Source organism: Desmospora profundinema (assembly GCF_031454155.1).
GTDB classification, from domain to species: Bacteria; Bacillota; Bacilli; order Thermoactinomycetales; family DSM-45169; genus Desmospora; species Desmospora profundinema.
In genome coordinates this window covers 439102-461988 of the sequence record NZ_JAVDQG010000002.1, presented here as the reverse complement: position 1 = coordinate 461988, position 22887 = coordinate 439102, and the positions used below count along the sequence as shown (strand labels likewise).

The window sequence follows — 22887 nt, the reverse complement described above, 5'->3', positions numbered from 1 at the left end:
TTCATTAACAAAATGATCACTTATTCGCCGGAGTGCTTGATGTATCATGAACGGAGTTGATTCTCCACTCGCAACCCCGTTCCAGGAGATGTGAAGCGTGAAACCATTTTATCGACAGGTGGTGTTGTGATGCTCTTTATAGCGAAGCTTCTGATTATCATCCTCAGCACGAAGTTGGCCGGGGACCTCAGTGTGAGGCTAGGGCAACCTTCCGTTGTGGGTAAGCTGATCGTCGGGATTCTGATCGGTCCCGCCTTGCTGGGGTGGATTGATAACTCCAACTTGATTGAGACGTTGGCCGAGATCGGGGTGCTCCTCTTGATGTTCATCGCCGGTTTGGAGACAGACATCAAAGAACTGAACCGAACCCGTAATTCTTCCTTGGCCGTAGGGGCAGGGGGTATCATCCTGCCGCTGTTTGGCGGTTATTTCGCTGGTTTGGCGTTTGGTTTGGACGCCCAGCAGTCCCTGTTTATCGGTCTGCTTTTGTCTGCCACTTCTGTCAGCATCACGGTCCAAACCTTAAGGGATCTGGGGCGCTTGGGCACTCGTGAAAGCACCACGATTCTCGGTGCGGCTGTGGTGGATGATGTGCTCGTCGTGATCCTGTTGGCATTTATGATCAGTTTCGCAGATCCGGCTGCACCTGCGGTTACGATGGTAATCCTGAAAAAAGTACTCTTTTTCGGGGCTATCGGGCTTCTGGGTTGGAAAGTGGTGCCCTGGGTGATGAAGAAACTGGTTCCGCTCCGGGTTAGCGAATCGCTTATCAGCGCGGCTATCATCATTTGTTTCTTCTTCGCCTGGCTGGCCGAAGTGACGGGCGTGGCCGGCATTATCGGCGCCTTTGCCGCCGGTGTGGCTCTCTCCACCACCAAATACAAACACGATGTGGAACATAAAGTGGAGCCGATCGCATACGCCATCTTTGTTCCCGTGTTTTTTGTCAGTATCGGTTTGAACGTTTCCTTTGAGGGAATCGCAGACCAGATCTGGTTGATTGTTGTGATGACGGTGATCGCTGTCTTTACCAAATTGGTGGGTAGCGGCGTGGGAGCGCGTCTGACCGGATTTGATAAACAAGGTTCCCTCGGAATCGGGGCTGGCATGGTATCCCGTGGTGAAGTGGCGCTAATCATCGCCACCACGGGGCTCTCTGCGGGACTTTTGGATCAACAGTACTTCACATCCATGGTACTGGTGATCATTCTGACTACCTTGATCGCTCCGGTTTTGCTGAAGCGCATTTTTGGAGACAACCCACAAGCGAAGAAAGAAGAAGCTGCTTCTTCTTAAATAGAAAAACCCACGCGTCCCACTTTTGTGGGCACGGTGGGTTTTTTGTGTGGATAAAAGTATCGCCCGTCATTTGATTTCGCTTTCCTTTGGCTTTACAGCAAAAAAATCCCGGTATTCACCGGGATTTTTTTGATTCACTCCTTTACGGTTTGGGCTTGAGAAGCGATTTTTACCGTAGAGTAACCAGTTCGGGATAGTCCGTGATGATGCCATCGACGCCGGCTGCAATCATCCGTTGGGCTTCATTTTTTGTTTTGATGGTGTAAGGGGTGATCCTCATGCCGTTTTGATGGACCCGTTGTACTAAGTCGTGATTGACTAAGCGAAGGTTGGGATTAACATAGTCGGCGTAGGCGGAAAACTCCCGCAGTGCTTCATCGGAAATTCCCTCGGGGGTATATCGCACCAAGACCCCGGCTGGGACTGTCGGTTGCAAGCGGTGGTAATTTTTCATCACATCGTGATTAAACGATTGAACAATGATTTTGCTGGTCCGTTTGTCCAGATTTTTTTGCGCCAGCAGCAAGGCCACTTCCGCTTCCATCCCCGGATAGCGTTCCGGGTTTTTCAATTCGATTAGAATACCGATGCCTTTACCGCCATATCGATCCAATACTTCTTTCAGGGTGGGGATCCGTTCTCCGGCAAAGGCGCTGCCAAACCAGCTGCCTGCATCCAGCCGTTTCAGTTCTTTCAGGGTGAGGTCAGCGATGCGTCCCGTCCCGTTCGTGGTCCGATCTACCGTGATGTCATGGATGACGACAAGGTGGCCGTCTTTGCTGCGTTGGACATCCAGTTCAAAGAAGTCGGCTTTCATTTTCACGGCCTTGTCAAAGGCGGCAAAGGTATTTTCCGGCGCATGGCCGGATGCTCCCCGGTGGGCGATGTTTAAAAAGGGGGAGGGCCGGTTTGCCGCATCCACCTCAGATCCGTGGGGAATCAGAATTCCACCGAATAAGAGGACTCCCATCACCCCTGCGAACAGCTTTTGGATCCCTGGCATGAGGCACACTCCTTTGTGTTGGGTTCGGGTTCTATTATAGTGACGATTTGTGAAGTTGTTTTTAAACATATTGAAAAATTACAATAATGGAACCCTGTCATGCTGAATGGGATTTATTGAAGTATATACATGGGAATCCCTTGTCCGTATCACGACGGATCCACGTGGATCCTTTACCGTATCTTGATATATTTTTTATGAAGTATATAAAGTGGGAAGGGATTTATTTAGATCGCAGGAGGGCCATGAGGGATTGTCTCTCAAAGATAAACAGGACACGATTATCATCCATGTTCCCGATGTTTCTTGGTTTAAGGGCGTATAGGTAAAAACCGGTGCGGGAAAAGGATTTGTCCGACTGCTTTAGCGGCTTCCTATTTCTATCCCGCATGGTTGTCTCGCCGAGGCGAAAGGGATGAAATAAGCAAAAAACGTTGTGGCCACCGCGGAAAAGGCTGGTTCATCAGCATCGTGCACCGCAAGGGAGATGGATCCTCTCCTGCTCAGGCGGAACCCGGCCGATTCGTCGGTTCACCATCAGGCTTCCAGGTGGTCGATTTCTTCGATGAAGAAGGAGAGGTCCGGTGAGATCTGTTGGATCGTTCCCTCCCCCATGATGGTTTCCCCATGCTCGGTAACCGCTTTGAATCCGACCTTTTTATTGCCCACCCAGGGTTGGAGCTGGTCGAGTGTTTCATAGTCCACCCCTTTCAGCAAGATCGATTTCATCCCCAGTGCTTGTCGATAGGAGGGGCCGTCATAGGTGTTTGTTTGAACCATGGGACGCTCATCGTCTGTGAGGGATTGATGAAACCGAACATCCATCATATCTTCTCCCACCCGGACAAAAAACGATTGTAATGAGGTAGTCATTGCGAATCTCCTTTCCTCTGTTGGAACGTTCGTTTATTTACTGGTTAGAATGGACGAAAGTGGCCCCTCTGATGTATCCTTCATTCTCGGATCTCAGAGGGGTCTGAGGCTGCTGATAACCTTCCTATATGGGACCCCGGGGCGGTGTGGCTGTCTTCGTTTCGTTGCAAAAAGCGCAAAGGCTCTCCGCCAGCCACACCGCCCCTCCCTTATTTTTGCGGAAAGTTGAATTACCAGACAGGCCCTAAAGCACAAGTCTCGCTGCAGTCACTTTGTTCCTTAGTCTTGCTTTGACCCACTAACCAGCGGAGTCTCGCAGGATACAACGGTCAGCGGCTTTTTCATTTTCCATATGGTCGCTGGTTTTGTTCGGAGGAGAGGGTGCAGATGATCCCGGATCGGTGAGAGGGAAAAAGGGACGACGGATATCGGATCCCCTGAGGGTCTTTTTTCTTTTGCGAGACGGAATGGACAAGGCATCGATTTTGTCGAACAATGGAGGGGAAAACATGTAAGGAAGGGTGAGATCCGATGAGTGGACCGGTGGAGGATTTCGGGCCGGATTGGTTGGTGGAACGGATTGGGAGGGAGAACGGGAAGTACGGTTTTATGACTCCTTCCTTCGGGGTTCCTTACAAAGGGGAGACGTATTATATAACAGTCGAACCGGATACGGACCAAGCACGGGTGGATCACGAATCGCGAACAACGATCCCGGACACCATCCGTCATCAAGTGTTTGAACGGGCGATGGAATTGCAAGGGTGGGGAGATTTCCTGTTTGGCCATATCGATTTGGACGAAACCGCTGTGGTGGGGGAATGGGAAGATATCGCCCGTGCGTTGAAAGCATTGGGAAAGTGGGGGGATCGGCTAACCACCGCTCAAAAAGAGACGTTGTCATCTCTGGTGAAGCAGTCGCAGGCGTTGGCGGATCAGGACCCGACGGAAATGGTGGGCGAGATTATTCGGGAACAGGAAGAGATCTATAACGGTTTGGCAGGGGAAGAAGCAAGTGAGAAGGATTGCCGGCGGTTACTCCAAGGGCATCGTCGGGTTTGCGACATCCTGGAAACCCACCGGCGAAAGGCGGAGACGGTGACCCGGGCTTGCCAGGCATGGCTGGAAGAAGTAAAAGGTGCGTTTCCCGCTCGTGGGTGGTGGTCCTATCTACGCTACTATCGATGTGTAAAAGAGGTGGAAAGCTGCAGTCAAATTGTTTCCTCCACCCGTGAAGAACTGCTGGTTAAACAACCCTATACTCTTGTCGTGAAATAAGGGCAAAAAAATAAGCCCCAACAAGGGAGCGGAAAATGGGAATGGGTGCAAATATTCGAAAAAAGAGAGGAGCGCTGTATTATAGATAACTATTATCAATCTGTTGTTTAATCCATTGATTGGAACAGCATTCGTTTAACACGGCTTCCTGGTTTTCTTCAATCTTGGATCCGCACACGTGACACACTTCATATTGGGCGGGTTTGGTATGCATGGGATCGCCTCCAAATCAGGTTGGACTCATTATACTATAACAGTTTATGCAATAGCAACCTCTGTTGCACAACAATCAAAGGAAAATGGGTGTGTTTTTTTCAGAGACGAGCCCTTGACTTTTCTCCTCCAATCCCGTAGACTTCTGTATCAACGACATGATCTTTCAATTGTAGTCCCTATAGGGGCAACGAACCGCATCTTTTAACTGGAGTCTCAAAAATTGAGGATTCGATACACCGATGATGGGAGAGTAACCGTGATACGGGCAACCCAGAGAGAAGGCGTCACTGGCTGCAAGCGCCTTTATGCCGACGGCACGGCGAAGGACACCCGGAGGTTCCGGACCGAACCCCCGCTCAAGGCGGGACAGTAGATTCGGACGTCCGCCGGACGATACCCGGCCTGAAAAGCGGGAGACGCATGTGCGTCTTCAACAAGGGTGGCACCACGGGAACCAATCTCTCGTCCCTGACAATACGGTCAGTGGCGGGAGATTTTTTAATGGATGAAGACCATGAAAAGGAGGCGATCGGGATGAACTTTCGCGTACCACGAGGCACCGTCGATTTAATGCCCGGCGAAGTGGAGAAGTGGCAGTTTGTCGAGGAAAAAGCACGGGAATGGTGTCGACGCTACCATTTTTTCGAGGTGCGGACGCCGTTGTTTGAACAGACGGAACTGTTTCGACGCGGTGTGGGGGAGACCACGGACATCGTCGAAAAAGAGATGTACACCTTTGAAGACCGGGGAGGCCGAAGCTTGACGCTTCGTCCGGAAGGGACGGCCGGTGTGGTCCGCTCCTTTGTGGAAAAAAAGGTGTATGGCGATCCCCAGCCCACCAAATGGTATTATATCGGTCCCATGTATCGGTACGAACGGCCCCAGGCGGGCCGACAACGGCAATTTCACCAGTTTGGCGTGGAAGTATTCGGAACAAAGGAGCCTTTGCTGGATGCGGAAGTGATCGACCTCGGCTATCAGTTTTACCGCTCGCTGGGTCTGAAAGGGATCCGGGTGGAGCTGAACAGCGTCGGTTGCCCGGATTGCCGTCCGGTGCACCGGGAACAGCTGGTTGCGTTCCTTTCGCCTCGTCGAGAGGAACTGTGCAAGGATTGCCAGTCCCGCTTGGACCGCAATCCCATGCGAATCCTGGATTGTAAAAATGAAACCTGTCAGGCGATCACGGAGCAGGCCCCACGGATGGTGGACCATCTCTGTGAGGATTGTTCCCCCCACTTTGAAGCGGTCAAAGAGGGGCTGGACGCGCTCCGGGTCCCCTATGTCCTCAACACCCGCTTGGTCCGCGGACTGGATTATTACACGCAAACCGCGTTTGAATATATCGTGGACGGAGTGTCCGGATCCATCGGTGGCGGCGGTCGTTACAACGGTCTCGTCCAGGAGGTGGGGGGACCGGATATGCCGGGGATCGGATTTGGGCTCGGCTTGGAACGGGTGATGCTCGCCTTGGAACACCAAGGGGTGGAACTGCCGCTCTCCAACGAAGTGGATTGCTTCCTCGTCACCCTGGGTGACGAGGCGCAAAAACGGTCGCTTTCCCTGCTGCAGGAGCTGCGTCAGGGGGACTGCTCAGCGGAACGTGATGTTCAAGGGCGGAAAATGAAAGCGCAGATGAAAGCGGCAGACCGGATGAATGCCCGCTTGGTGGCCATCCTGGGCGAAGAAGAGCTTTTGAACAATCAGATTGTCGTCAAGGAGTTGGCTACAGGGAATCAGGAAACGATCCAGCTAGATAAACTGGTAGAATATGTGCGCGATAAACGGAATCACGGATGAAGGAGGGAACCAGATTGGAATCGATGGATCGGACCCATGCTTGCGGGGAATTGACCACTGCCGAGGTAGGGCGGGAAGTGGTCCTGAATGGTTGGGTACAAAAGCGGAGGGATTTGGGAGGGCTGATCTTTTTAAACCTGCGTGACCGTTCCGGAACGGTGCAGGTGGTGTGTAATCCGGAATTTTCTGACAAGGCCGCTCGGGTGGCGGATCAAGCCCGGGGTCAATACGTCCTGGCCGTGCGGGGAGAAGTGGTTTCCCGGTCCAAGGATACGGTCAATCCCAAGATGAAAACCGGGGAGATCGAGGTGCGGGCACAAGAGGTGATCATTCTCAACCCCTCCAAAACCCCGCCGTTTGCTGTTGAAGACGAAGTGGACGTAGAGGAGCAGGTCCGGCTCAAATACCGGTACCTGGATCTGCGCCGCCCGATCATGCAGCAAACCCTCATATTGCGGCATCGGGCGATGCAGGCCACCCGCCGCTTCCTGTCGGAACATGATTTTATCGAAGTGGAAACACCGATGCTGACCAAAAGCACTCCGGAAGGGGCACGGGACTACCTGGTGCCGAGCCGGGTGCACGACGGACGATTTTACGCCCTTCCCCAATCGCCGCAGATTTTTAAGCAACTGCTGATGGTGGCGGGAATGGAACGTTACTTTCAGATTGTGCGTTGTTTCCGGGACGAAGATTTAAGAGCGGACCGGCAGCCGGAATTTACCCAGATTGATATTGAGGCTTCCTTTTTCAATTCCGAACGATTCCAATCCATGATGGAAGAGCTGGTGGCCGCCATCTTTCGTGAGACGATTCAGGTGGAAGTGCCGCGTCCGTTCCCCTGCCTCACCTATCAAGAAGCGATGGAACGGTTTGGCTCCGACCGGCCGGATTTGCGGTTTGGCATGGAGTTGGTGGATCTGTCCGGGATCTTAGCGAACACGTCCTTTAAGGTGTTCGCCTCCACCATCGCCGCCGGCGGTGTGGTAAAAGCGATCAATGTGAAAGGACAAGCCGGGTGGAGCCGTAAAGAGATTGACCAGTGGGGCTCCGTTGCCCAAGAATTGGGTGCCAAAGGGCTGGCATGGGCGGCTCTGAAGGAAGAGGGGCCCAAAGGACCGGTAGCCAAATTTTTGTCCAAAGAAGAGTGGAACCAAGTGGCGGAGGCGATGCAAGCCGAACCGGGTGACCTCTTGTTTTTCATGGCGGACAAGCCCAAGGTGACGGCGGAAGTATTAGGTGAATTGCGTGTTCGCCTGGCGAAGGCGTTGGATTGGATTCCGGAAGGGGCCTACCGCTTTGTCTGGATAACGGACTTTCCGCTCCTTTCTTACGATGAGGAAGAGGGGCGCTGGTATGCGGAACACCATCCTTTCACCAGTCCCAGGGAAGAGGATATACCACTGTTGAAAACGGATCCCGGCAGCGTGCGGGCCAAGGCGTACGATATGGTGCTGAACGGGTTTGAAATCGGTGGAGGAAGCCAGCGCATCCACCGTCGCGAGGTGCAGGAAGCGATGTTTGCAGCTCTGGGCTTCTCAATGGAGGAAGCCCGGGAACAGTTCGGCTTTCTCATGGAGGCGTTTGAATACGGGGCTCCTCCCCACGGCGGGATTGCCTTTGGCTTGGACCGCATCGTGATGCTGTTGGCGGGTCGTTCCAATCTGCGTGAAACAATCGCGTTTCCCAAAACAGCCAGCGCCAGCTGCTTAATGACCCAAGCTCCGTCCCCAGTGGATGATCGTCAGTTGGAAGAGCTCCATATTTCGCGGCGGAAGAAATCTTCGTCGGAAAAATGAGAAAAAGGGACCCTCTTCCCAGGTATTTTGGGTTGATAAGGGAACATTCCATGTGGTAACATAAAAACACAAAAGAGAGCCCTGAGATGTTCGTGGGTGGCCGACAGTTTTGAGCCAACACCTTACCATCGGGAGCCCGAAGTCAACGGTGAGCGCGAATGCCCAAAAGGGACTCGTTAACATCGGTGCAGGGCACCCACCTGCCGAGAGCAGGTTCAAAACTCAGGTGACACGGCATAATGGGGCTCCTTCTTTTTGTTTTTTTACGGATTATTTCACAATTAAAAGCAAACCCCTCTGACCCGGGAATGGTCAGAGGGGTTTTTTGGTGGGTTCATACCGATATGTATACGAACGACAGCTTTGAATCAAGCTGGTAAATATAGTGATAGAAGTGTAAGCGCAAAGGTGGATACCCATGGGCTATAATCGCCGCCGACCCCGAAGGAATAAGAAGCGTGGACCAACCGAGCGGTCGTCCCGTTCTCAAGGAAAAGACCGTCTGTCTCATGATCTGCCCCGTAATCTGGAGAAAGTGAAACAAGAGATGATTGCCTTCGACGATTTGGTTTTACGGGAGTTGAAGTGGGGCGAGAAAGATCCGGTGGCTGTTTCCATTGCCTATATGGATGGTCTGGTGAACCGGGACCAGATCAATGACTACATTGTTCAACCCTTGCTGGAGGAGCCGGGGAAGCGGTTTTCGGACTGGATGGAAGAGGACGCGTTGGGCTGGCTTCAGGAATCGGTCCTGACCGCTACGGAGGTGACTCGGGCCTCAGATTGGAACGGGGTGATCCTCCCCCTCTTGTCAGGCAAAACCGTGGTGCTGTTGGACGGGTGGGACGAAGCCCTCGTCTGCAACACGGAGGGTGGAGAAGTCCGGGATATCGCCGAATCCCTCGCCCAAGCCACCCGGGGTCCGCGGGACAGCTTCAACGAGTCCATCCGGACCAATACCTCATTGGTACGCCGCCGGATCAAAAGCCCCAACCTCTGTCTGGAGACGATTCGGATCGGAAAAGTGACCCAGACGGATGTAGCGATCATGTATATCCGGGGAATCGCCAATCCGAAAATTGTCGAAGAAGTAAGGACTAGGTTAAACCAGATTGAAATCGACGGCATCCTGGAGACCGGCTATATCGAGGAATTGATTGAAGACCGCTCATACACCCCGTTTCCGACCATCGGCAACACGGAACGGCCGGATACTGTGGCCGCCAACCTGCTGGAGGGGCGGGTGACGATCTTTGTGGACGGGACCCCGTATGTGTTGATGTTACCCACGACGTTCCTTCAATACTTTCAAACGGCGGAGGATTACTATCAGCGGTTCGACATCAGCAGTTTTTTGCGAATGCTGCGCTTGGGCACGTATTTTATCGCGATCCTGGGTCCTTCTATCTATATTGCATTGACCACGTTCCATCATGAAATGATTCCCTCCACACTCTTAATCAGCTTGGCGGCCCAGCGGGAGGGGGTTCCTTTTCCGGCGGTGGTGGAAGCGTTAATTATGGAAATTACCTTTGAAATATTACGGGAGGCGGGTCTTCGGATGCCCCGTTATGTGGGGCCTGCCGTGTCGGTGGTGGGGGCGATCGTGTTGGGACAGGCGGTGGTGGAGGCGGGGCTGATTTCTCCCGTGATGGTGATCGTCGTTTCCGCCACCGCGATCGCTAGTTTCGCCGTTCCTTCGATTCCGATCCAAATCTCGGCTCGACTGCTTCGGTTTTTATTTATGATGACAGCAGCTTCCTTCGGATTTTTTGGTATGATGTTGTCCCTGATCGCGATGTTTGCGCATATGACGGCATTGCGTTCCTTTGGTGTCCCGTACCTCTCCCCCTTTGCGCCCTTCATCCTGGCCGATCAGAAAGATGCGGTTTTCCGCTTTCCCAGATGGATGGAAAAGGAACGGCCGGAGTGGGTGGGCGGCAAATCGACCCGGGTCGGGGAGAACATGCAACCTTCACCGCCTCCTTCCGGAGAAACAGGAGGGTAATAAAGGGTGCGACAGACGGGAAAGGCATGGCTCACCATCCTCTTATGTGTGGTGCTGGCGACGGGGTGTTGGGATCGCCGTGAGATCGATGAACTGACGATCGTGGTTGCCATGGGAATCGACAAAACCGAAGAGAAGGGGGTGTATCGGACGTCGTTCCAGTTCGTCAACCCGCGGGAGATCGCCGGACAGGAAGGGGCCGGAAGGACGACGGCCACCACCGTCTATGTCACCACGGGGAGCACGCTCTTTGAAGCGATCCGGTCTGCATCGCGCATCTCCCCCCGGCGGTTGTATTTCGGTTCCACCCGGGTGATGGTGATCGGAGAAAGCTTGGCCCGGGAGGGGATCCATGAAGTATTCGATTTGGTTCACCGGAATCCGGAATTGCGCACCACGATTCAGCCGATTATAGCAAGAGGCACTTCCGCCGAGTCGATCGTCAGCACCGTGACACCGTTGACTGCGGTGCCGGCGGAAAAAATGCGAATGTCCCTCCAAATCACCGAACGGGTGTGGGGGGAAAACCTTCAAGTGGATTCAGACGAAGTGGTCAATGTGATGGTGAGTGCAGGATCCGATCCTGTCATCAGCGGCATCCGATTAACGGGGGATAGTGAAGTTTCGGGAATGCAAGAGAGTATCGGATCGATTCAACCTCGTGCGCGGTTGGAATACGGCGGGCTCGGTTTGTTTCGGAAAGATCGGCTGGTGCGGTGGGTGGACCATCATGCGGCACGGGGGGTGTTATGGGCGATGGACCGGATTACGGCTACGCTGGTGATGGTGGAGTGTGATCAAAAACCCAGGGGAGCCGGGATCTCCATCATCCGCAACCAAACGGATATGGAAGCGGTCCTCAATGGCGAAAAACCGGAGATCCGGCTGTCGATCCGGCCGACGGGGCTGATCGGGGAAGTGAAGTGTAAAGTGGATCTCAACGATCCAAAAGAGATCTTGAAGCTGGAAAAGGCCCTGAGCCGAGCGATTAAGCGGGAAGTGATGGCAGCGGTGGAAAGTGCCAAGAAAGCGAAAAGCGATGTATTTGGATTTGGAGATGCGGTGAACCGGGCGGATAAGAAGCGTTGGAAAAAATGGAAGGAGAAGTGGGATCGCATTTTTCCAACGATTTCGGTGAAGGTAGATGTGGACAGTTCCATCCGCCGCTCAGGCTTGCGGGGAGAACCCTTTTCGCCGGAATAAGACTTGCGTGTTTCGATCCAAAATGATCGATACCGTTTTTATGGATTGCAGGGAGGAGGGGTGGACATGGAAAAAGCAAAAATCAGCGCTTTCCAGCTGTTTAGTCTCATTTTGTTGTTTGAACTGGGGAGTGCTCTTGTGGTGGGGTTGGGAATGGATGCTGAGAAGGACGCCTGGCTGGCGATTTTGATCGGAATGACGGCCGGGTTAGTGCTCTTCCTCATCTATGAACGCCTTTTCCGGTACTATCCCGATCTTCCGTTGACTGGCTTTCTGCAGAAGATTTTAGGCAAGCCCTTAGGGTGGGTTTTCGGGCTCGCCTATGTATTGTATTTTATTTATATCGGGTCTCGGGTGTTGCGGGACTTTATCGATCTGTTGATCACGACGGAATACGGCCTGACGCCGGAGCTGGTCATCGGAACCATGATGATCCTGACGATGATCTATGTATTGATGATGGGCATTGAGGTGTTGGCTAGGCTGGGCGAAATCCATCTGATCATTATGATCATGTTGGGACTGGTAGCCAATTTTTTCATCCATGTGACGGAATTGGTGGAAATCAATCGGTTGTTGCCGGTATTGGAGGAGGGGTGGAAGCCGGTACTGGAAACGGCCTTCCCCCTCACGATGACGTTTCCTTTCGGAGAGATGATCGTCTTTACCATGTTGTTTCCCTATCTGAATCGGCCTAAGAAACTAAAGCGAATCGGATTGGGAGCGATGGTGGCAAGCGGTTTGATTCTGGCTTATACGATTGCGATTAATATTGCCGTGTTGGGAGCGGATGTGGCGGCTCGTTCTCCCTTTCCCCTCATGGGAACCGTCGGCCGCATCATTATTGCTGAAGTAATCCAAAACCTGGACGTCGTTGCTTTGTGGACGTTGATTATTGGAGGTTTTTTCAAGATTTCCCTTTTCTTTTATGTGGCCGTCTTGGGAGTGACGGATCTGTTTAACATCAAACGACATCAATCCATTGTGATTCCCATCGGGATCATCCTATTGATTTCGTCACTGATTATCGCGGAAAACTTTGCGGCTCATATTGAGGAAGGGCTGGAGGTGGTTCCAAAATACCTTCACCTCCCCTTCCAGGTGGGAATCCCGGTGTTATTGCTGATCATTGCCGCGATTCGTCATCGCTTCATGCCGCAAACCACCGGAACGTCCAAGGGATCATGACCGTTTTTTACGGGAGGCCGCTCGCCATCGCTGACCGGCATAGAGGGCGAACAAGACAAACAGGAACAGCAACTCCCCCCGTTGCATGATGATCCATTGCGATAACAAATTGTTCCAGGCGTGATCCAAAGTGGTATTGATCATATCCATTCCGGTATCGATCAAAATAATCAGGGCGAGCAGGCCTAAAAAGATAGCGATGTTTTTCAAATACGTCACCTTCAATCGGTCCGGTTAGGGTTGGCTGAGGATAATAGTGTGAACCATCAGCACTATTTCATACGGAAAATCATGAATGTGAGAAGGTAACTGGATGAAAAAGGATGGGGTTCGGTTGATTATCGGAGTGGATATTGACGGAACGATCAAAAACACGCAGGAAGCCGCCGTTCGCGTTTTCAACGAGGAGCTGGGCCGCTCGATCAAAAAAGAGGATGTGACCGATTTTTACCTGGATAAGGCGTACGGCCTTACCAAACGGGAAGGGACCCGTCTGTGGCGCAAGCTGGAAGCGCGTATTTATTCCTTGGGGGTTCCGCTTCCCAACGCCGCTTCAATCCTGAATCAGCTGTCCCAACAGGGACATCGGATTTATTTCATCACGGCCCGTCCGGGAATGAGAAAGGTGACGCAAGTGACGAAAGAGTGGCTCCAGGAGCACGGCTTTCCCTTTGATGGAGACAACTTGAAGATGGGTTGCCACGACAAGGCTGCAGTCGCTCGGGATCTGGGAGTGGAGCTGTTTTTCGAAGATGCTCCTCAACATCTGGACAAGCTGGTGAAAGCGGGGGTGCCCACCGTTATCGTCGATGCCGTCTACAACCGGAACTATCCCCATGACCTGCCGCGGATCGAGAGTTGGGATGAAGCGATGGCATGGATAAAGCAGCCTCCGAAGCCTCAGTGAGTGATAGATGGGGGCTTTCCTCTCTGATCGATGATTCTTGGCGGGTTGTTCATCACTCCATATGGCCTGGGACGTTCAATGGAAAATAAAAAAGTGAGGCGGGGGGCCTCACAGTGATTTGAGCGACTGATGATCCTTTGATGACAACATCTCTGATGATGAACTCGTTGTATGTTTTCCTTACCCACGTGCAGAAGGATCTTTCACCCATGCCAGGTATTCCGCCAGCTTTCCTTCGTAGCCCCTGTCCGTGGGGTGGTAGAACGTCCGTCCCAAGTGTTCGTCAGGTAGATATTGCTGTTCCACAAAACCGCGGGGGTGATCATGGGGATAGCGGTAGCCGGTTCCCTTGCCTTGCTGTTTGGCGCCGGGATAATGGGAGTCATGGAGGTGAAGGGGTACCTCGCCGCGGGATTCGTTTTTGACCGCCTCCATCGCTTCAGCGATGCCACGGACGACGGCGTTGCTCTTGGGAGCGGTGGCGATATAGATGACGGCTTGTGCCAGAGGGATTTGCGCTTCCGGAAGCCCGATATGCTCCACCGCCTGAGCAGCAGCGGAAGCCATCAACAGGGCACGGGGGTCGGCCATGCCTACATCCTCCGCTGCGTGGATAAAGACGCGGCGCACAATAAAGCGGGGGTCTTCTCCGGCATGGATCATCTTGGCCAGATAGTAGAGGGCAGCGTCGGGATCGGAACCGCGCATGCTCTTAATAAAAGCGGAAATGGTGTCGTAATGGTTGTCACCGCTCTTATCGTAGCGGATCACTTTTCGTTGAATCGATTCTTCCGCCACCTCCAGGGTGATGCGGCGAATCCCGTCTTCTCCCGGCGGCGTGGTGACCACCGCCAATTCGAGGGCGTTCAGCACATGGCGGGCATCTCCCCCCGCCATGGCGACCAGATGGCTTAACGCTTCCACCTCCACTTCGGCGCGGTACCCGCCCAATCCGCGTTCTTCATCCGTCAACGCCCGTCTGGCAAGACGGGTCAGCTCGCTTTCAGTCAACGGCTGCAATTGAAACAGGCGAGAGCGGGACAGAAGGGCCGAATTCACTTCAAAAGACGGATTTTCTGTAGTGGCTCCGATGAGAATAATGGTTCCGTCTTCCACAAACGGTAGCAATGCGTCTTGCTGGGATTTGTTGAAACGATGGATTTCGTCGACAAAAAGCAGCGTGCGCCGTCCATACATCCCCAGGCGCTCCTTGGCTTCCGCTGTAAGCTTCCGGATATCCCCTACTCCTGCAGTGACGGCGTTTAACTGATCGAAGTGGGCTTCTGTCGTATTGGCGATCACCTTGGCGAGGGTGGTTTTGCCCGTGCCGGGCGGTCCATGCAAAATGATGGAAGAGAGTTGATCCGCTTCGATGGCGCGGCGCAGCAGCTTCCCTTTCCCTAGGATATGAGATTGCCCCACCACCTCATCCAAATGACGGGGACGCATTCGTGCCGCCAGCGGTGCTTTTTTTTCTTTTTCCTGTTCGTGTCCGTAATCAAACAGATTCATCGCTTGATTCCTTTCCATCCGTTGTGTCTTTTCCATGCATACCACAAACACGGGGGTGGGAGCAAGAGACGAGGAGGGCGTATCTTTTGGGCAGCGGAATTTTCTCTTCTTTTGGCTATTCGCTGCCAAAACCCTGTGTTAAACTAGGCTGTGTCTGGTAAATATTCGACAGGTTGATTCGAGAGTCTCTGTTTATTTCATTTCCGTAAGAAAAAGAAGGGGCGGTATGGCTTTTGGTTCAGACACACCCTGGGTACGCCTGAATCATCCATTGTTGAAGCATCTTAGGGAAAAAGAAGGGTTGTCGATTGAAAGCGGTCGGAGGCTGGGGTAAAAAGGTTCGCATAGCGGCGAAAGAAGTGGATTGGCATGCCTTCTCCATTCGTTGGGGGGCGTTTATGACCGGTCTGTGGGTGATGGCGTTTGGAATTGCCCTTATGATCCGGGCCGATTTGGGCTTGGCTCCCTGGGATGTGCTCCACATGGGATTGGCCATGGTTACTCCCCTCACGGTAGGGATGTGGTTACAGCTGGTCGGGTTTACTCTTGTAGGGCTGGCCGCTGTCCTCGATCGAAAATGGCCGGGAGCCGGAGCGCTTCTCAATATGCTACTGGTCGGTTTTTTTGTGGATTTGTTTTTGGCAATCCCCTGGCTGGTCACTCCCGTGAATATATGGGGGCAGTGGGGCATGTTGATTGCGGGAATTGCCGTCATGGGTATCGGCTGTGGTTTGTACATCGCTCCGCGTTTGGGGGCGGGTCCCCGTGACGGCGTGGTTTTGGCTCTTTCCGATCGGTGGGGTCTGTCTGTGGGACGGGTGCGGCTGGGGATGGAAGTCGGCGTGCTGGTTTGCGGCTGGATGTTGGGAGGTCCCGTATTTATCGGTACCCTGTTATTTTCGTTGGCGATTGGACCGATGATGCAAACTTCCATACAATTTTGGGAAAAAATGATTGAACAGTGGTTGGGAAGAGGTGTTCATATTGAAGGTATCCACCAAAGGGCGGTACGGCCTTACCATCATGATGGACTTGGCGGCTAGGTATGGAGAAAAGCCGACCTCCCTCAAAAGTGTGGCGGAAAGGCACAATTTATCGGAACACTATTTGGAGCAGCTGGTGGCCCCCCTGCGCAATGCCGGACTTGTCCGCAGTGTGAGGGGAGCTTACGGCGGTTATAAACTCTCCCGTTCCCCGGAGGAGATTACGGCGGGGGAAGTGATCCGGGTGCTGGAAGGACCCATCAGTCCGGTGGAGTTTACGGAGGAAGAAGATCCGGGCCGCAGGGAGTTGTGGCGCCGGATCCGGGATGCCATCGCCGATGTGCTGGACAACACGACTTTGGCCGATCTAAATCAGCACTCGGCTGAAGGGGATCAAGATACCTACATGTTTTATATTTGATGGCAGTGTATGAGGAAATGCAGGTGAGAAGAATGTCCGTCTATTTGGATCATGCGGCGACGACACCCGTTCATCCGGGGGTGAAGGAAGCGATGATGCCCTTTCTGGATGACAAGTTTGGCAATCCCTCCAGCATTCACGGTTTTGGGCGGGAAATCCGCAATGCCGTTGACCGTGCTCGTGACCAGGTGGCCCGGGGACTCAACGCCGATCCCGGTCGGCTGTTGTTTACGAGCGGAGGAACCGAAGCGGATAATCTGGCTTTGATCGGAGTGGCCTGGGCCATGCGGGAAAAGGGAAAAGACCATGTCATCACGTCCCGGGTGGAGCATCATGCCGTACTGGATACGTGTAAGCGGTTGGAGCGGTTTGGTTTCCGGGTGACATATCTTCCGGTCGATCAAACCGGACAGGTGGATCCCGCTGACGTGGCTCAGGTGCTGGATGATCACACGGCGATCGTCAGTATTATGTACGGCAATAACGAAGTGGGCACCCTGCAGCCGGTTGAAGCAATCGGAACCTTGTGCCGGGAACAGGGGGTGCCTTACCACACGGATGCGGTACAAGCCTTCGGAATGGAGGACGTGGATGTGGAACGCTTCCCCGTTGATCTGGTGACGGTGTCCGGCCACAAGATCAACGGCCCCAAAGGGGTGGGAGCTTTGTATGTCGGACGAGAGATTCCCCTTTGGCCCCAGATGACGGGAGGGATGCAGGAGCGGCGTCTGCGGGGTGGAACGGAAAATGTCCCGGGGATCGTCGGCTTTGGAGTGGCGGTTGAACACGCCGTTTCGAATCGTCACGAGCATCGGGAACATGCGATCCTTTGCCGGAAGGCGATGGTGGAAGAATGGGAGCGGACGGGAATCCGTTTTCAGATTAACGGTCACCCGGAACAAACCCTTCCCCATATTCTCAACGTCAGTTTCCCAGGCGCGGACACGGAAATGATGTTAATGAACCTGGATATAGAAGGGGTGGCTTGTGCCAGCGGCTCCGCCTGCACGTCCGGTACCTTGGAAACATCCCATGTGCTCCAGGCGATGAAACTGCCCGAAGAAGTCACCCGGTCGGCCATTCGCTTTAGCTTCGGCCTCGGCAATGATGAAGGGCAGGTTCGCCACGCTGCCCGTACGGTGGCGACGGTGGTGCGGCGATTGACGGGTTGAAAAAATCCCATGGCATAAAAATGCCATGGGATTTTTGTGTGTGAAGAGTTTAAAGGCTCTCCTGCCACAGCTGTAATAAGCGCTTCTCCTTCTCCGGATTGAGCCCCGCTTTCCACTCCTGGCTGTTAGGACGTTCCCGCAGCCAGGCAAGGGTGTCATGAACCGTCTCTTCCACAGGACGGCACGTCAGGCCGGCCACCGCTGCTTTTTTACCAGATACGGCGAGAAGTCCCCGATGAGACTGATGTGTTTCATCTTCTGGAATCCATAAAGGCAGTTCCATCCAAGGGTGGACGTTTTGTTCCATGAGAAAGGAGTCGCTGACCCAAACGGGAGTGGTGTCGCTCCGTCCTGCTTGGGCACAAGCGTGAAGAAAGTCCCCCATGGTGTAGGTGCCTTCAGGAACGACGGCATGAAAGATTCCCGTCTGTTTCTGTTCTGTCATGTCTACTATCCATTCTGCCAAGTCCCGGACATCGATCCACTGTACGGGGCGGTCGGGCCGGCCCGGGGCCAGTACTTTTCCGCCACGGTTAAAACGGTGCGGCCAGTAGGAGAAACGATCGGTGGGATCATGGGGACCGACGATCAAACCGGGGCGCACGATTAAATTTCGGCCCGGCATGGCGTGTTCCACTTCCCCCTCGCATGCAACCTTGAGGGGGCCGTATGTCTCCCCGTTTACTTCCTCGGTTTCTTCTGCCAGCTGTCCCAACGGCGCCGACTCGTCTTGACCGTACTCCGCCAATGATGCGTAGACCGAGAGTGTGGAAATAAAGGTGTAGTGGTCGCTCGAATCTGCCGCCACCCGGGCGGCGTCCCCTACTAATCGGGGTACATACCCACAAGTATCGATCACCGCGTCCCAACGATGACCCCGCAAAGCATCCAATCCTCCGTCCCGGTCGCCGTAAATCCTCGTTGCATGGGGAAATAGATCCGACCCGGTCCTGCCGCGATGAAACAGATGAACCCGATGTCCCCTGTTTAAAGCCGTTTCCGTCAGATGGCGTCCCACAAATTGTGTACCGCCTAAAATCAACAAATCCATGTTGGGCACTCCTCTCCGGCGTTGGCGCGTCACCCCGTTTTCGATCGGATGACGCGATCGATCAGTCCGTATCGTTGCGCTTCATCTGCCGATAGGAAATAATCGCGGTCCGTGTCCTGCTCCACTTTTTCCAGGGGTTGGCCGGACCGTTCCGCTAAAATCCGGTTGATTGTCTCCTTGGTTCGCAACATCCAGCGGGTGCGAATAGCGATATCCGATGCCTGTCCCTGAGTACCCCCCCATGGTTGATGGATCATGACTTCGGCATGGGGAAGGGCCAGCCGTTTGCCAGGGGTGCCGGAGGCGAGTAAGACTGCACCATAGGACGCGGCCAACCCGACACAGATTGTGGAAACATCCGGTTGGATGTGTTGCATGGTGTCATAGATGGCGGAGCCGGCTGTGGTGGATCCTCCGGGACAATTGATATACAGATGAATGTCTTTCTCGGGGTTATCAGAAGCCAGGAACAGTAATTGCGCCACAACGGCGTTGGCCACTGGATCGTCGATGGATCCGCCGAGGAAGATGATTCGGTCCTTCAGTAACCGGGAGTAAATGTCGTAGGACCGCTCCCCGCGGTGGGTTTGTTCAATCACGGTGGGTACGAGGGTCATGGCAGGGTTCCTCCTTTTAAAGCCCGATTCAGTCACGTTGCGTATGTTTTCTTGGCCTTTTACACGGAGGGGGCGCTCGGCTTGGTTTTTTCGTCTTAAGTTCCCATGCACTTCACAGCACAAGTCTCGCCATGGTCACTCTGTTTCCAGGTCTCGCTTTGCTTGGCAACTCGGAAAACCAAGCCTCCCTCCAGAGAAAATATCGTTACTACTGGTAGAAGGGGCCCTCATTTTTGTCTAATCAAGCAACCTTTCCAAGGGGGGTGTTCAGGCTGCTTTTCGGTTGTGAGGGGCTGCCAAATCCTGAGGAGACTTGTGTAATCCGCAATGGGTGGGTTCCGGGAACTTCCATCACCCTTACAACATGATCAGATTCTTCTTTTTGAAGCGGGAATGGAATAACGGTCTCATCACGGTCCCTTTTTGTTTGATCAGGGCTTTCCCACACGATGATCGGTTGGATTCGTTCATGTTCGGCCATTCTAGTCGCTCTCCTTTCCAGGTTGAGGGTATGCGGCAAGAGTCAGGTTGTACCGGGTGCCTTCATCACGCTGGTACTTGGCTGCCAGGCGGCGTACCAGCTCCACATATTCCTCCAGGAACTGTTTTCTCTCCGTCTCATCCGCAAGACAGACAGAGGTGTGCAAGGCAGCACTGGGAATCTCCCGGCCTTCGTCGGTATAGTCCAGGAGACGGATGGTATCGGATTTGATCCGTTCCGATACGTGCAACAAATGGGTGAGGGAACGTTGATCCCGGAGGCGTTTTCGCTCTGTCTCACCCAGGCCGAGGGTGTCGGACAGGATGTATGTACGGGCGATGGCCAGGTACAAGACTTCTACCAGGTTCTTGATTTGACGGGTTCCGGCACGTTGGACCAGACCCGCTTTTTCCAGTGCTTTCATGTGATAATTGATCCGTTGCGGCGGCTCTCCCAACTCCCGTGCCACTTCCGTGGCGGAAGCCGGCTGTGTCAGACGGGAGAGGATCTCCCCTCTTAAGGGATGGAGAAGCTGAGCGGCTTGTTCGGCACTTTCTACGCGGTAGGTTTCCAAAATATCGGGCATCCCGGTCACTCCATAATATAGATGTGTTTCGTAAAAATATATTATTACGTAATCAGATTGTTGTCAATGGCTTCACAAGAATGAGGGTTCTCCTCATTTTTCTTCCGATTGCCCCCTCTTTTTCGTGGATTCCACTGTCGTTTCCCTCTATACTGGAAAAGAGAACACCAGATCGGCAGGGGTGTATGGGATGGAACAACCCGGATTGGACCTGTTCCGGGAGCAATGGTTAAAGGGCTCACTGGTTCAGGAGATTTTTTATAACGAAGAGAATCAGTACGGGGTCTTCTTGATGCAGGTGACGGAGACCACGGAAGAGCTGGATACCGACGAGATTGTGGTGGTCGGCAACATGATGCGCCCCCATCCCGACGAAACCGTGATCGTACACGGGGAATGGATGGAACATCCCCGTTATGGACGACAATACCAGGTCCGCCATATGAAAAAGGAGCTGCCCCGCACCCGGGAAGCGGTAGCCAAGTATTTATCCAGCGGCCTCTTTCCCGGAGTGGGCAAGAAGACGGCGGAAAAGATCGTGGAACACCTGGGTGAGAATGCATTGGAAAAAGCGGCCGCCCGGCCGGAGGTGCTGGCTGAGGTGCCTGGAGTGACCGCTGCTCGGGCGGAAACGATCGCCGACAGTTTGCGGGAACACCATGCGTTGGAACAGGCGCTGGTCTATCTGTATCAGTTCGGTATGGGACCGGCGATTGCTCTCAAAGTGGTTCAAACCTATAAGGAATCCACCATTCAGGTGGTGAAGCAAAATCCTTACCGCATGATTGAGGAAGTGGAGGGTGTCGGATTTCGGCGGGCGGATGAAATCGCCCGTCAGACCGGCCTGGCTCTCGATGCTCCGGAGCGGTTTCAGGCGGCGGCGATCTTTGCGTTGCGGGAAGCCTCCCTCTCCCATGGCCATGTGTTTGTAACCATGGAGCAATTAAATGCTGAAGTGGATCAGTTGTTACATCCGCATGCCAGGGACTGGTTCCCTCCCGAGGAGCGGGAGAGGTTGTTGGACATCATGGCGCATGAGGAACGTTTAATCGATGACCACGGCAAGTTGTACTTACCATCCCTCTTTTTTGCCGAGCACGGGGTGGCGATGCGGGTGCGGGAATGGCTGGAGCGGCCGATGGATCCCACACCCGCCAAAGAATTGTTCCAGGCCGTGGGAGAAGTGGAGGAGGAATTGGGTGTTGCCTACGCGGATAAGCAGCGGGAGGCAATGACCACCGCGGTTGACTCCCCTCTGATGATTTTAACAGGGGGTCCCGGCACAGGGAAAACGACAGTCATACGGGGGATTTGCCATCTGTTTGCCCGCCTGCACGAGTGTTCCCTGGATCCCAAGGATTACGAGAACTCTGAGAAGCCTTATCCCATCCGTTTGGCGGCACCCACTGGCCGTGCCGCCAAACGGATGTCCGAAGCCACCGGGATTCCGGCAATGACGATCCACCGCCTGCTGGGATGGAAAGGGGACTTTTTTGAGCGGGATCAGGATCACCCCATAGAAGGCAGCCTGTTGATTGTGGACGAAGTGTCGATGCTGGATGTCTGGTTGGCCAACCAGCTGTTCCGGGCGGTGCATCAAAATATGCAGGTGATTCTGGTGGGGGACGATGATCAGCTGCCGTCGGTGGGTCCCGGCAAGGTCCTGCAAAATCTGTTGGAGGTGAAGGCCATCCCAAGAGTGGAGCTGACGGAGATCTACCGCCAGGAGGAAGGATCTTCCATCATCCGGCTGGCACACGAACTGAAACGGGGAGAGATGCCGTCCGACTTGATGGACAAGTTGCCGGACCGCCGGTTTTTTCCATGCAAACGGGATCAGGCGGTGGATGTGATCCTGAAGACCTATACGGAAGCGGTCAACCGTGGTTATACACTGTTCGACGTACAGGTGCTGGCCCCCATTTACAAAGGTCCCGCCGGTGTGAATCGGATTAATGAAGCGATTCAGGAATCGATCAATCCGCCCGGGGAGGGGAAAAAAGAGATCGCCTGGGGGGAAACCGTATTCCGGGGTGGCGACAAGGTGTTGCAGCTGGTTAATCACAGCGAACATCCTGTCTATAACGGCGACATGGGCATGATCACAGCCATTGATGAAAAAGCGTCCAACGACGATCCGGTTTTATGGGTACAGTTTGACCGCCAGGAGATTCCTTACAAGCGAAGCCAGTTAAACCAGATTGGCTTGGCATACGCCTGCTCTGTTCATAAGGCGCAGGGCTCCGAGTTTGCCATTGTGATCTTGCCTTTGTTGACGGCCTATCGGCGGATGTTGCAACGAAACTTAATCTATACGGGTGTGACACGCAGTAAATCCTATTTGATTTTGTGCGGAGAAAAAGAAGCCCTTCATCATGGTATCCGGCAAAAAGAGAGGGCGGAACGGAACAGTCAGCTGGTGGAACTGATGCAGCGGGAATGGTAAGCATCCCCCAGGATGGAGAAGGCCCGTTCTTTCCCATACTAAGGACA

20 protein-coding genes and 1 other RNA gene are annotated in these 22887 nt (G+C 53.7%); 13 read left to right on the top strand and 8 right to left on the bottom strand.

Annotated features, from left to right (window positions below; genetic code table 11):
- The first annotated feature begins 129 nt into the window (after nucleotides 1-129).
- Nucleotides 130-1296 carry a cation:proton antiporter gene (locus JOE21_RS05870; protein WP_309863543.1) on the top strand — a complete coding sequence of 389 codons (1167 nt, stop codon included), beginning with the start codon at nucleotides 130-132 and terminating at the stop codon, nucleotides 1294-1296.
- 172 nt (nucleotides 1297-1468) lie between these two features.
- Here JOE21_RS05870 and JOE21_RS05865 read toward each other — a convergent pair whose 3' ends face one another.
- Both JOE21_RS05865 and JOE21_RS05860 read right to left on the bottom strand, forming a co-directional pair.
- Nucleotides 1469-2302 (bottom strand): glycerophosphodiester phosphodiesterase, encoded by an 834-nt coding sequence (locus JOE21_RS05865; protein ID WP_309863540.1) that lies wholly within the window; start codon nucleotides 2300-2302, stop codon nucleotides 1469-1471.
- A gap of 537 nt (nucleotides 2303-2839) precedes the next feature.
- Nucleotides 2840-3175: a hypothetical protein gene (locus JOE21_RS05860; RefSeq protein WP_309863538.1), complete on the bottom strand. Its 336-nt coding sequence runs from the start codon at nucleotides 3173-3175 to the stop codon at nucleotides 2840-2842.
- A 531-nt stretch (nucleotides 3176-3706) separates the two neighbouring features.
- Here JOE21_RS05860 and JOE21_RS05855 point away from each other — a divergent pair.
- Entirely contained in the window at nucleotides 3707-4453 is a 747-nt protein-coding gene (locus JOE21_RS05855) for a hypothetical protein (protein ID WP_309863535.1), read from the top strand.
- Nucleotides 4454-4532: 79 nt separating this feature from the next.
- Here the strand turns inward: JOE21_RS05855 and JOE21_RS05850 are convergent, their stop codons facing one another.
- The gene (locus JOE21_RS05850) at nucleotides 4533-4667 is read right to left on the bottom strand and encodes a hypothetical protein (protein WP_309863532.1); all 135 of its coding nucleotides are present in this window, start codon (nucleotides 4665-4667) and stop codon (nucleotides 4533-4535) included.
- A gap of 536 nt (nucleotides 4668-5203) precedes the next feature.
- On the opposite strand from JOE21_RS05850, the gene hisS reads away from it, so the two are divergent.
- The 6 genes from hisS to JOE21_RS05820 all read left to right on the top strand — a co-directional run bounded on the left by hisS (nucleotide 5204) and on the right by JOE21_RS05820 (nucleotide 12664).
- Nucleotides 5204-6466 (top strand): histidine--tRNA ligase, encoded by a 1263-nt coding sequence (gene hisS, locus JOE21_RS05845; RefSeq protein ID WP_309863530.1) that lies wholly within the window; start codon nucleotides 5204-5206, stop codon nucleotides 6464-6466.
- Nucleotides 6467-6489: 23 nt separating this feature from the next.
- Nucleotides 6490-8265: an aspartate--tRNA ligase gene (gene aspS / locus JOE21_RS05840; RefSeq protein WP_309863859.1), complete on the top strand. Its 1776-nt coding sequence runs from the start codon at nucleotides 6490-6492 to the stop codon at nucleotides 8263-8265.
- A gap of 75 nt (nucleotides 8266-8340) precedes the next feature.
- Nucleotides 8341-8515: non-coding RNA, 6S RNA (gene ssrS / locus JOE21_RS05835), on the top strand.
- Between the two features lie 168 nt (nucleotides 8516-8683).
- On the top strand, nucleotides 8684-10273 hold the full coding sequence (locus JOE21_RS05830; protein ID WP_309863527.1) for a spore germination protein: 1590 nt from the start codon (nucleotides 8684-8686) through the stop codon (nucleotides 10271-10273).
- A gap of 6 nt (nucleotides 10274-10279) precedes the next feature.
- Entirely contained in the window at nucleotides 10280-11476 is a 1197-nt protein-coding gene (locus JOE21_RS05825; protein ID WP_309863524.1) for a Ger(x)C family spore germination protein, read from the top strand.
- 66 nt (nucleotides 11477-11542) lie between these two features.
- The gene (locus JOE21_RS05820; RefSeq protein ID WP_309863521.1) at nucleotides 11543-12664 is read left to right on the top strand and encodes a GerAB/ArcD/ProY family transporter; all 1122 of its coding nucleotides are present in this window, start codon (nucleotides 11543-11545) and stop codon (nucleotides 12662-12664) included.
- On the opposite strand, the gene JOE21_RS05815 is transcribed toward JOE21_RS05820, so the two are convergent.
- Complete coding sequence (locus JOE21_RS05815) at nucleotides 12659-12874, bottom strand: YczF family membrane protein (RefSeq protein WP_309863519.1); 216 nt, start codon at nucleotides 12872-12874, stop codon at nucleotides 12659-12661. The two genes, JOE21_RS05820 and JOE21_RS05815, sit on opposite strands and share 6 nt — an antisense overlap.
- A gap of 103 nt (nucleotides 12875-12977) precedes the next feature.
- On the opposite strand from JOE21_RS05815, the gene JOE21_RS05810 reads away from it, so the two are divergent.
- Nucleotides 12978-13571 (top strand): 5' nucleotidase, NT5C type, encoded by a 594-nt coding sequence (locus tag JOE21_RS05810; RefSeq protein WP_309863517.1) that lies wholly within the window; start codon nucleotides 12978-12980, stop codon nucleotides 13569-13571.
- A 180-nt stretch (nucleotides 13572-13751) separates the two neighbouring features.
- Here the strand turns inward: JOE21_RS05810 and JOE21_RS05805 are convergent, their stop codons facing one another.
- A complete protein-coding gene (locus JOE21_RS05805) occupies nucleotides 13752-15083 on the bottom strand; it encodes an AAA family ATPase (RefSeq protein ID WP_309863855.1) in 1332 nt (443 codons plus the stop codon).
- Between the two features lie 308 nt (nucleotides 15084-15391).
- Here JOE21_RS05805 and JOE21_RS05800 point away from each other — a divergent pair, with 308 nt between their 5' ends.
- Genes JOE21_RS05800 through JOE21_RS05790 form a run of 3 tightly spaced genes read left to right on the top strand, consistent with a single transcriptional unit; the run spans nucleotide 15392 to nucleotide 17659 of the window.
- Nucleotides 15392-16126, top strand: a complete 735-nt coding sequence (locus JOE21_RS05800) for a YczE/YyaS/YitT family protein (protein ID WP_309863514.1) — start codon at nucleotides 15392-15394, stop codon at nucleotides 16124-16126.
- A complete protein-coding gene (gene cymR / locus JOE21_RS05795) occupies nucleotides 16068-16487 on the top strand; it encodes a cysteine metabolism transcriptional regulator CymR (RefSeq protein ID WP_309863512.1) in 420 nt (139 codons plus the stop codon). The genes JOE21_RS05800 and cymR overlap by 59 nt, the downstream gene beginning before the upstream one ends.
- A gap of 32 nt (nucleotides 16488-16519) precedes the next feature.
- Nucleotides 16520-17659, top strand: coding sequence for a cysteine desulfurase family protein (locus JOE21_RS05790; protein ID WP_309863511.1), 1140 nt, complete (start codon nucleotides 16520-16522; stop codon nucleotides 17657-17659).
- A 49-nt stretch (nucleotides 17660-17708) separates the two neighbouring features.
- Here the strand turns inward: JOE21_RS05790 and JOE21_RS05785 are convergent, their stop codons facing one another.
- From JOE21_RS05785 to JOE21_RS05775, 3 genes are all read right to left on the bottom strand, one after another.
- Nucleotides 17709-18710, bottom strand: coding sequence for an NAD-dependent epimerase/dehydratase family protein (locus JOE21_RS05785; RefSeq protein ID WP_309863508.1), 1002 nt, complete (start codon nucleotides 18708-18710; stop codon nucleotides 17709-17711).
- A 29-nt stretch (nucleotides 18711-18739) separates the two neighbouring features.
- Entirely contained in the window at nucleotides 18740-19327 is a 588-nt protein-coding gene (clpP, locus tag JOE21_RS05780; protein WP_309863505.1) for an ATP-dependent Clp endopeptidase proteolytic subunit ClpP, read from the bottom strand.
- A 482-nt stretch (nucleotides 19328-19809) separates the two neighbouring features.
- Complete coding sequence (locus JOE21_RS05775; protein ID WP_309863503.1) at nucleotides 19810-20394, bottom strand: helix-turn-helix domain-containing protein; 585 nt, start codon at nucleotides 20392-20394, stop codon at nucleotides 19810-19812.
- A 190-nt stretch (nucleotides 20395-20584) separates the two neighbouring features.
- Here JOE21_RS05775 and recD2 point away from each other — a divergent pair, with 190 nt between their 5' ends.
- Nucleotides 20585-22840, top strand: coding sequence for an SF1B family DNA helicase RecD2 (gene recD2, locus JOE21_RS05770; protein WP_309863502.1), 2256 nt, complete (start codon nucleotides 20585-20587; stop codon nucleotides 22838-22840).
- The last annotated feature ends 47 nt before the right edge of the window (nucleotides 22841-22887 follow it).

What these genes read in the sequence shown, in the direction of transcription:
- JOE21_RS05860 (WP_309863538.1), bottom strand. Translation starts at nt 3,175, where the DNA reads ATGACTACCTCATTACAATCGTTTTTTGTCCGGGTGGGAGAAGATATG.
- JOE21_RS05805 (WP_309863855.1), bottom strand. Translation starts at nt 15,083, where the DNA reads ATGAATCTGTTTGATTACGGACACGAACAGGAAAAAGAAAAAAAAGCA.
- JOE21_RS05870 (WP_309863543.1), top strand. Translation starts at nt 130, where the DNA reads ATGCTCTTTATAGCGAAGCTTCTGATTATCATCCTCAGCACGAAGTTG.
- JOE21_RS05785 (WP_309863508.1), bottom strand. Translation starts at nt 18,710, where the DNA reads ATGGATTTGTTGATTTTAGGCGGTACACAATTTGTGGGACGCCATCTG.
- clpP (WP_309863505.1), bottom strand. Translation starts at nt 19,327, where the DNA reads ATGACCCTCGTACCCACCGTGATTGAACAAACCCACCGCGGGGAGCGG.
- recD2 (WP_309863502.1), top strand. Translation starts at nt 20,585, where the DNA reads ATGGAACAACCCGGATTGGACCTGTTCCGGGAGCAATGGTTAAAGGGC.
- hisS (WP_309863530.1), top strand. Translation starts at nt 5,204, where the DNA reads ATGAACTTTCGCGTACCACGAGGCACCGTCGATTTAATGCCCGGCGAA.
- JOE21_RS05775 (WP_309863503.1), bottom strand. Translation starts at nt 20,394, where the DNA reads ATGCCCGATATTTTGGAAACCTACCGCGTAGAAAGTGCCGAACAAGCC.
- JOE21_RS05830 (WP_309863527.1), top strand. Translation starts at nt 8,684, where the DNA reads ATGGGCTATAATCGCCGCCGACCCCGAAGGAATAAGAAGCGTGGACCA.
- JOE21_RS05790 (WP_309863511.1), top strand. Translation starts at nt 16,520, where the DNA reads ATGTCCGTCTATTTGGATCATGCGGCGACGACACCCGTTCATCCGGGG.
- aspS (WP_309863859.1), top strand. Translation starts at nt 6,490, where the DNA reads ATGGATCGGACCCATGCTTGCGGGGAATTGACCACTGCCGAGGTAGGG.
- JOE21_RS05855 (WP_309863535.1), top strand. Translation starts at nt 3,707, where the DNA reads ATGAGTGGACCGGTGGAGGATTTCGGGCCGGATTGGTTGGTGGAACGG.
- JOE21_RS05820 (WP_309863521.1), top strand. Translation starts at nt 11,543, where the DNA reads ATGGAAAAAGCAAAAATCAGCGCTTTCCAGCTGTTTAGTCTCATTTTG.
- JOE21_RS05850 (WP_309863532.1), bottom strand. Translation starts at nt 4,667, where the DNA reads ATGCATACCAAACCCGCCCAATATGAAGTGTGTCACGTGTGCGGATCC.
- JOE21_RS05865 (WP_309863540.1), bottom strand. Translation starts at nt 2,302, where the DNA reads ATGCCAGGGATCCAAAAGCTGTTCGCAGGGGTGATGGGAGTCCTCTTA.
- JOE21_RS05810 (WP_309863517.1), top strand. Translation starts at nt 12,978, where the DNA reads ATGAAAAAGGATGGGGTTCGGTTGATTATCGGAGTGGATATTGACGGA.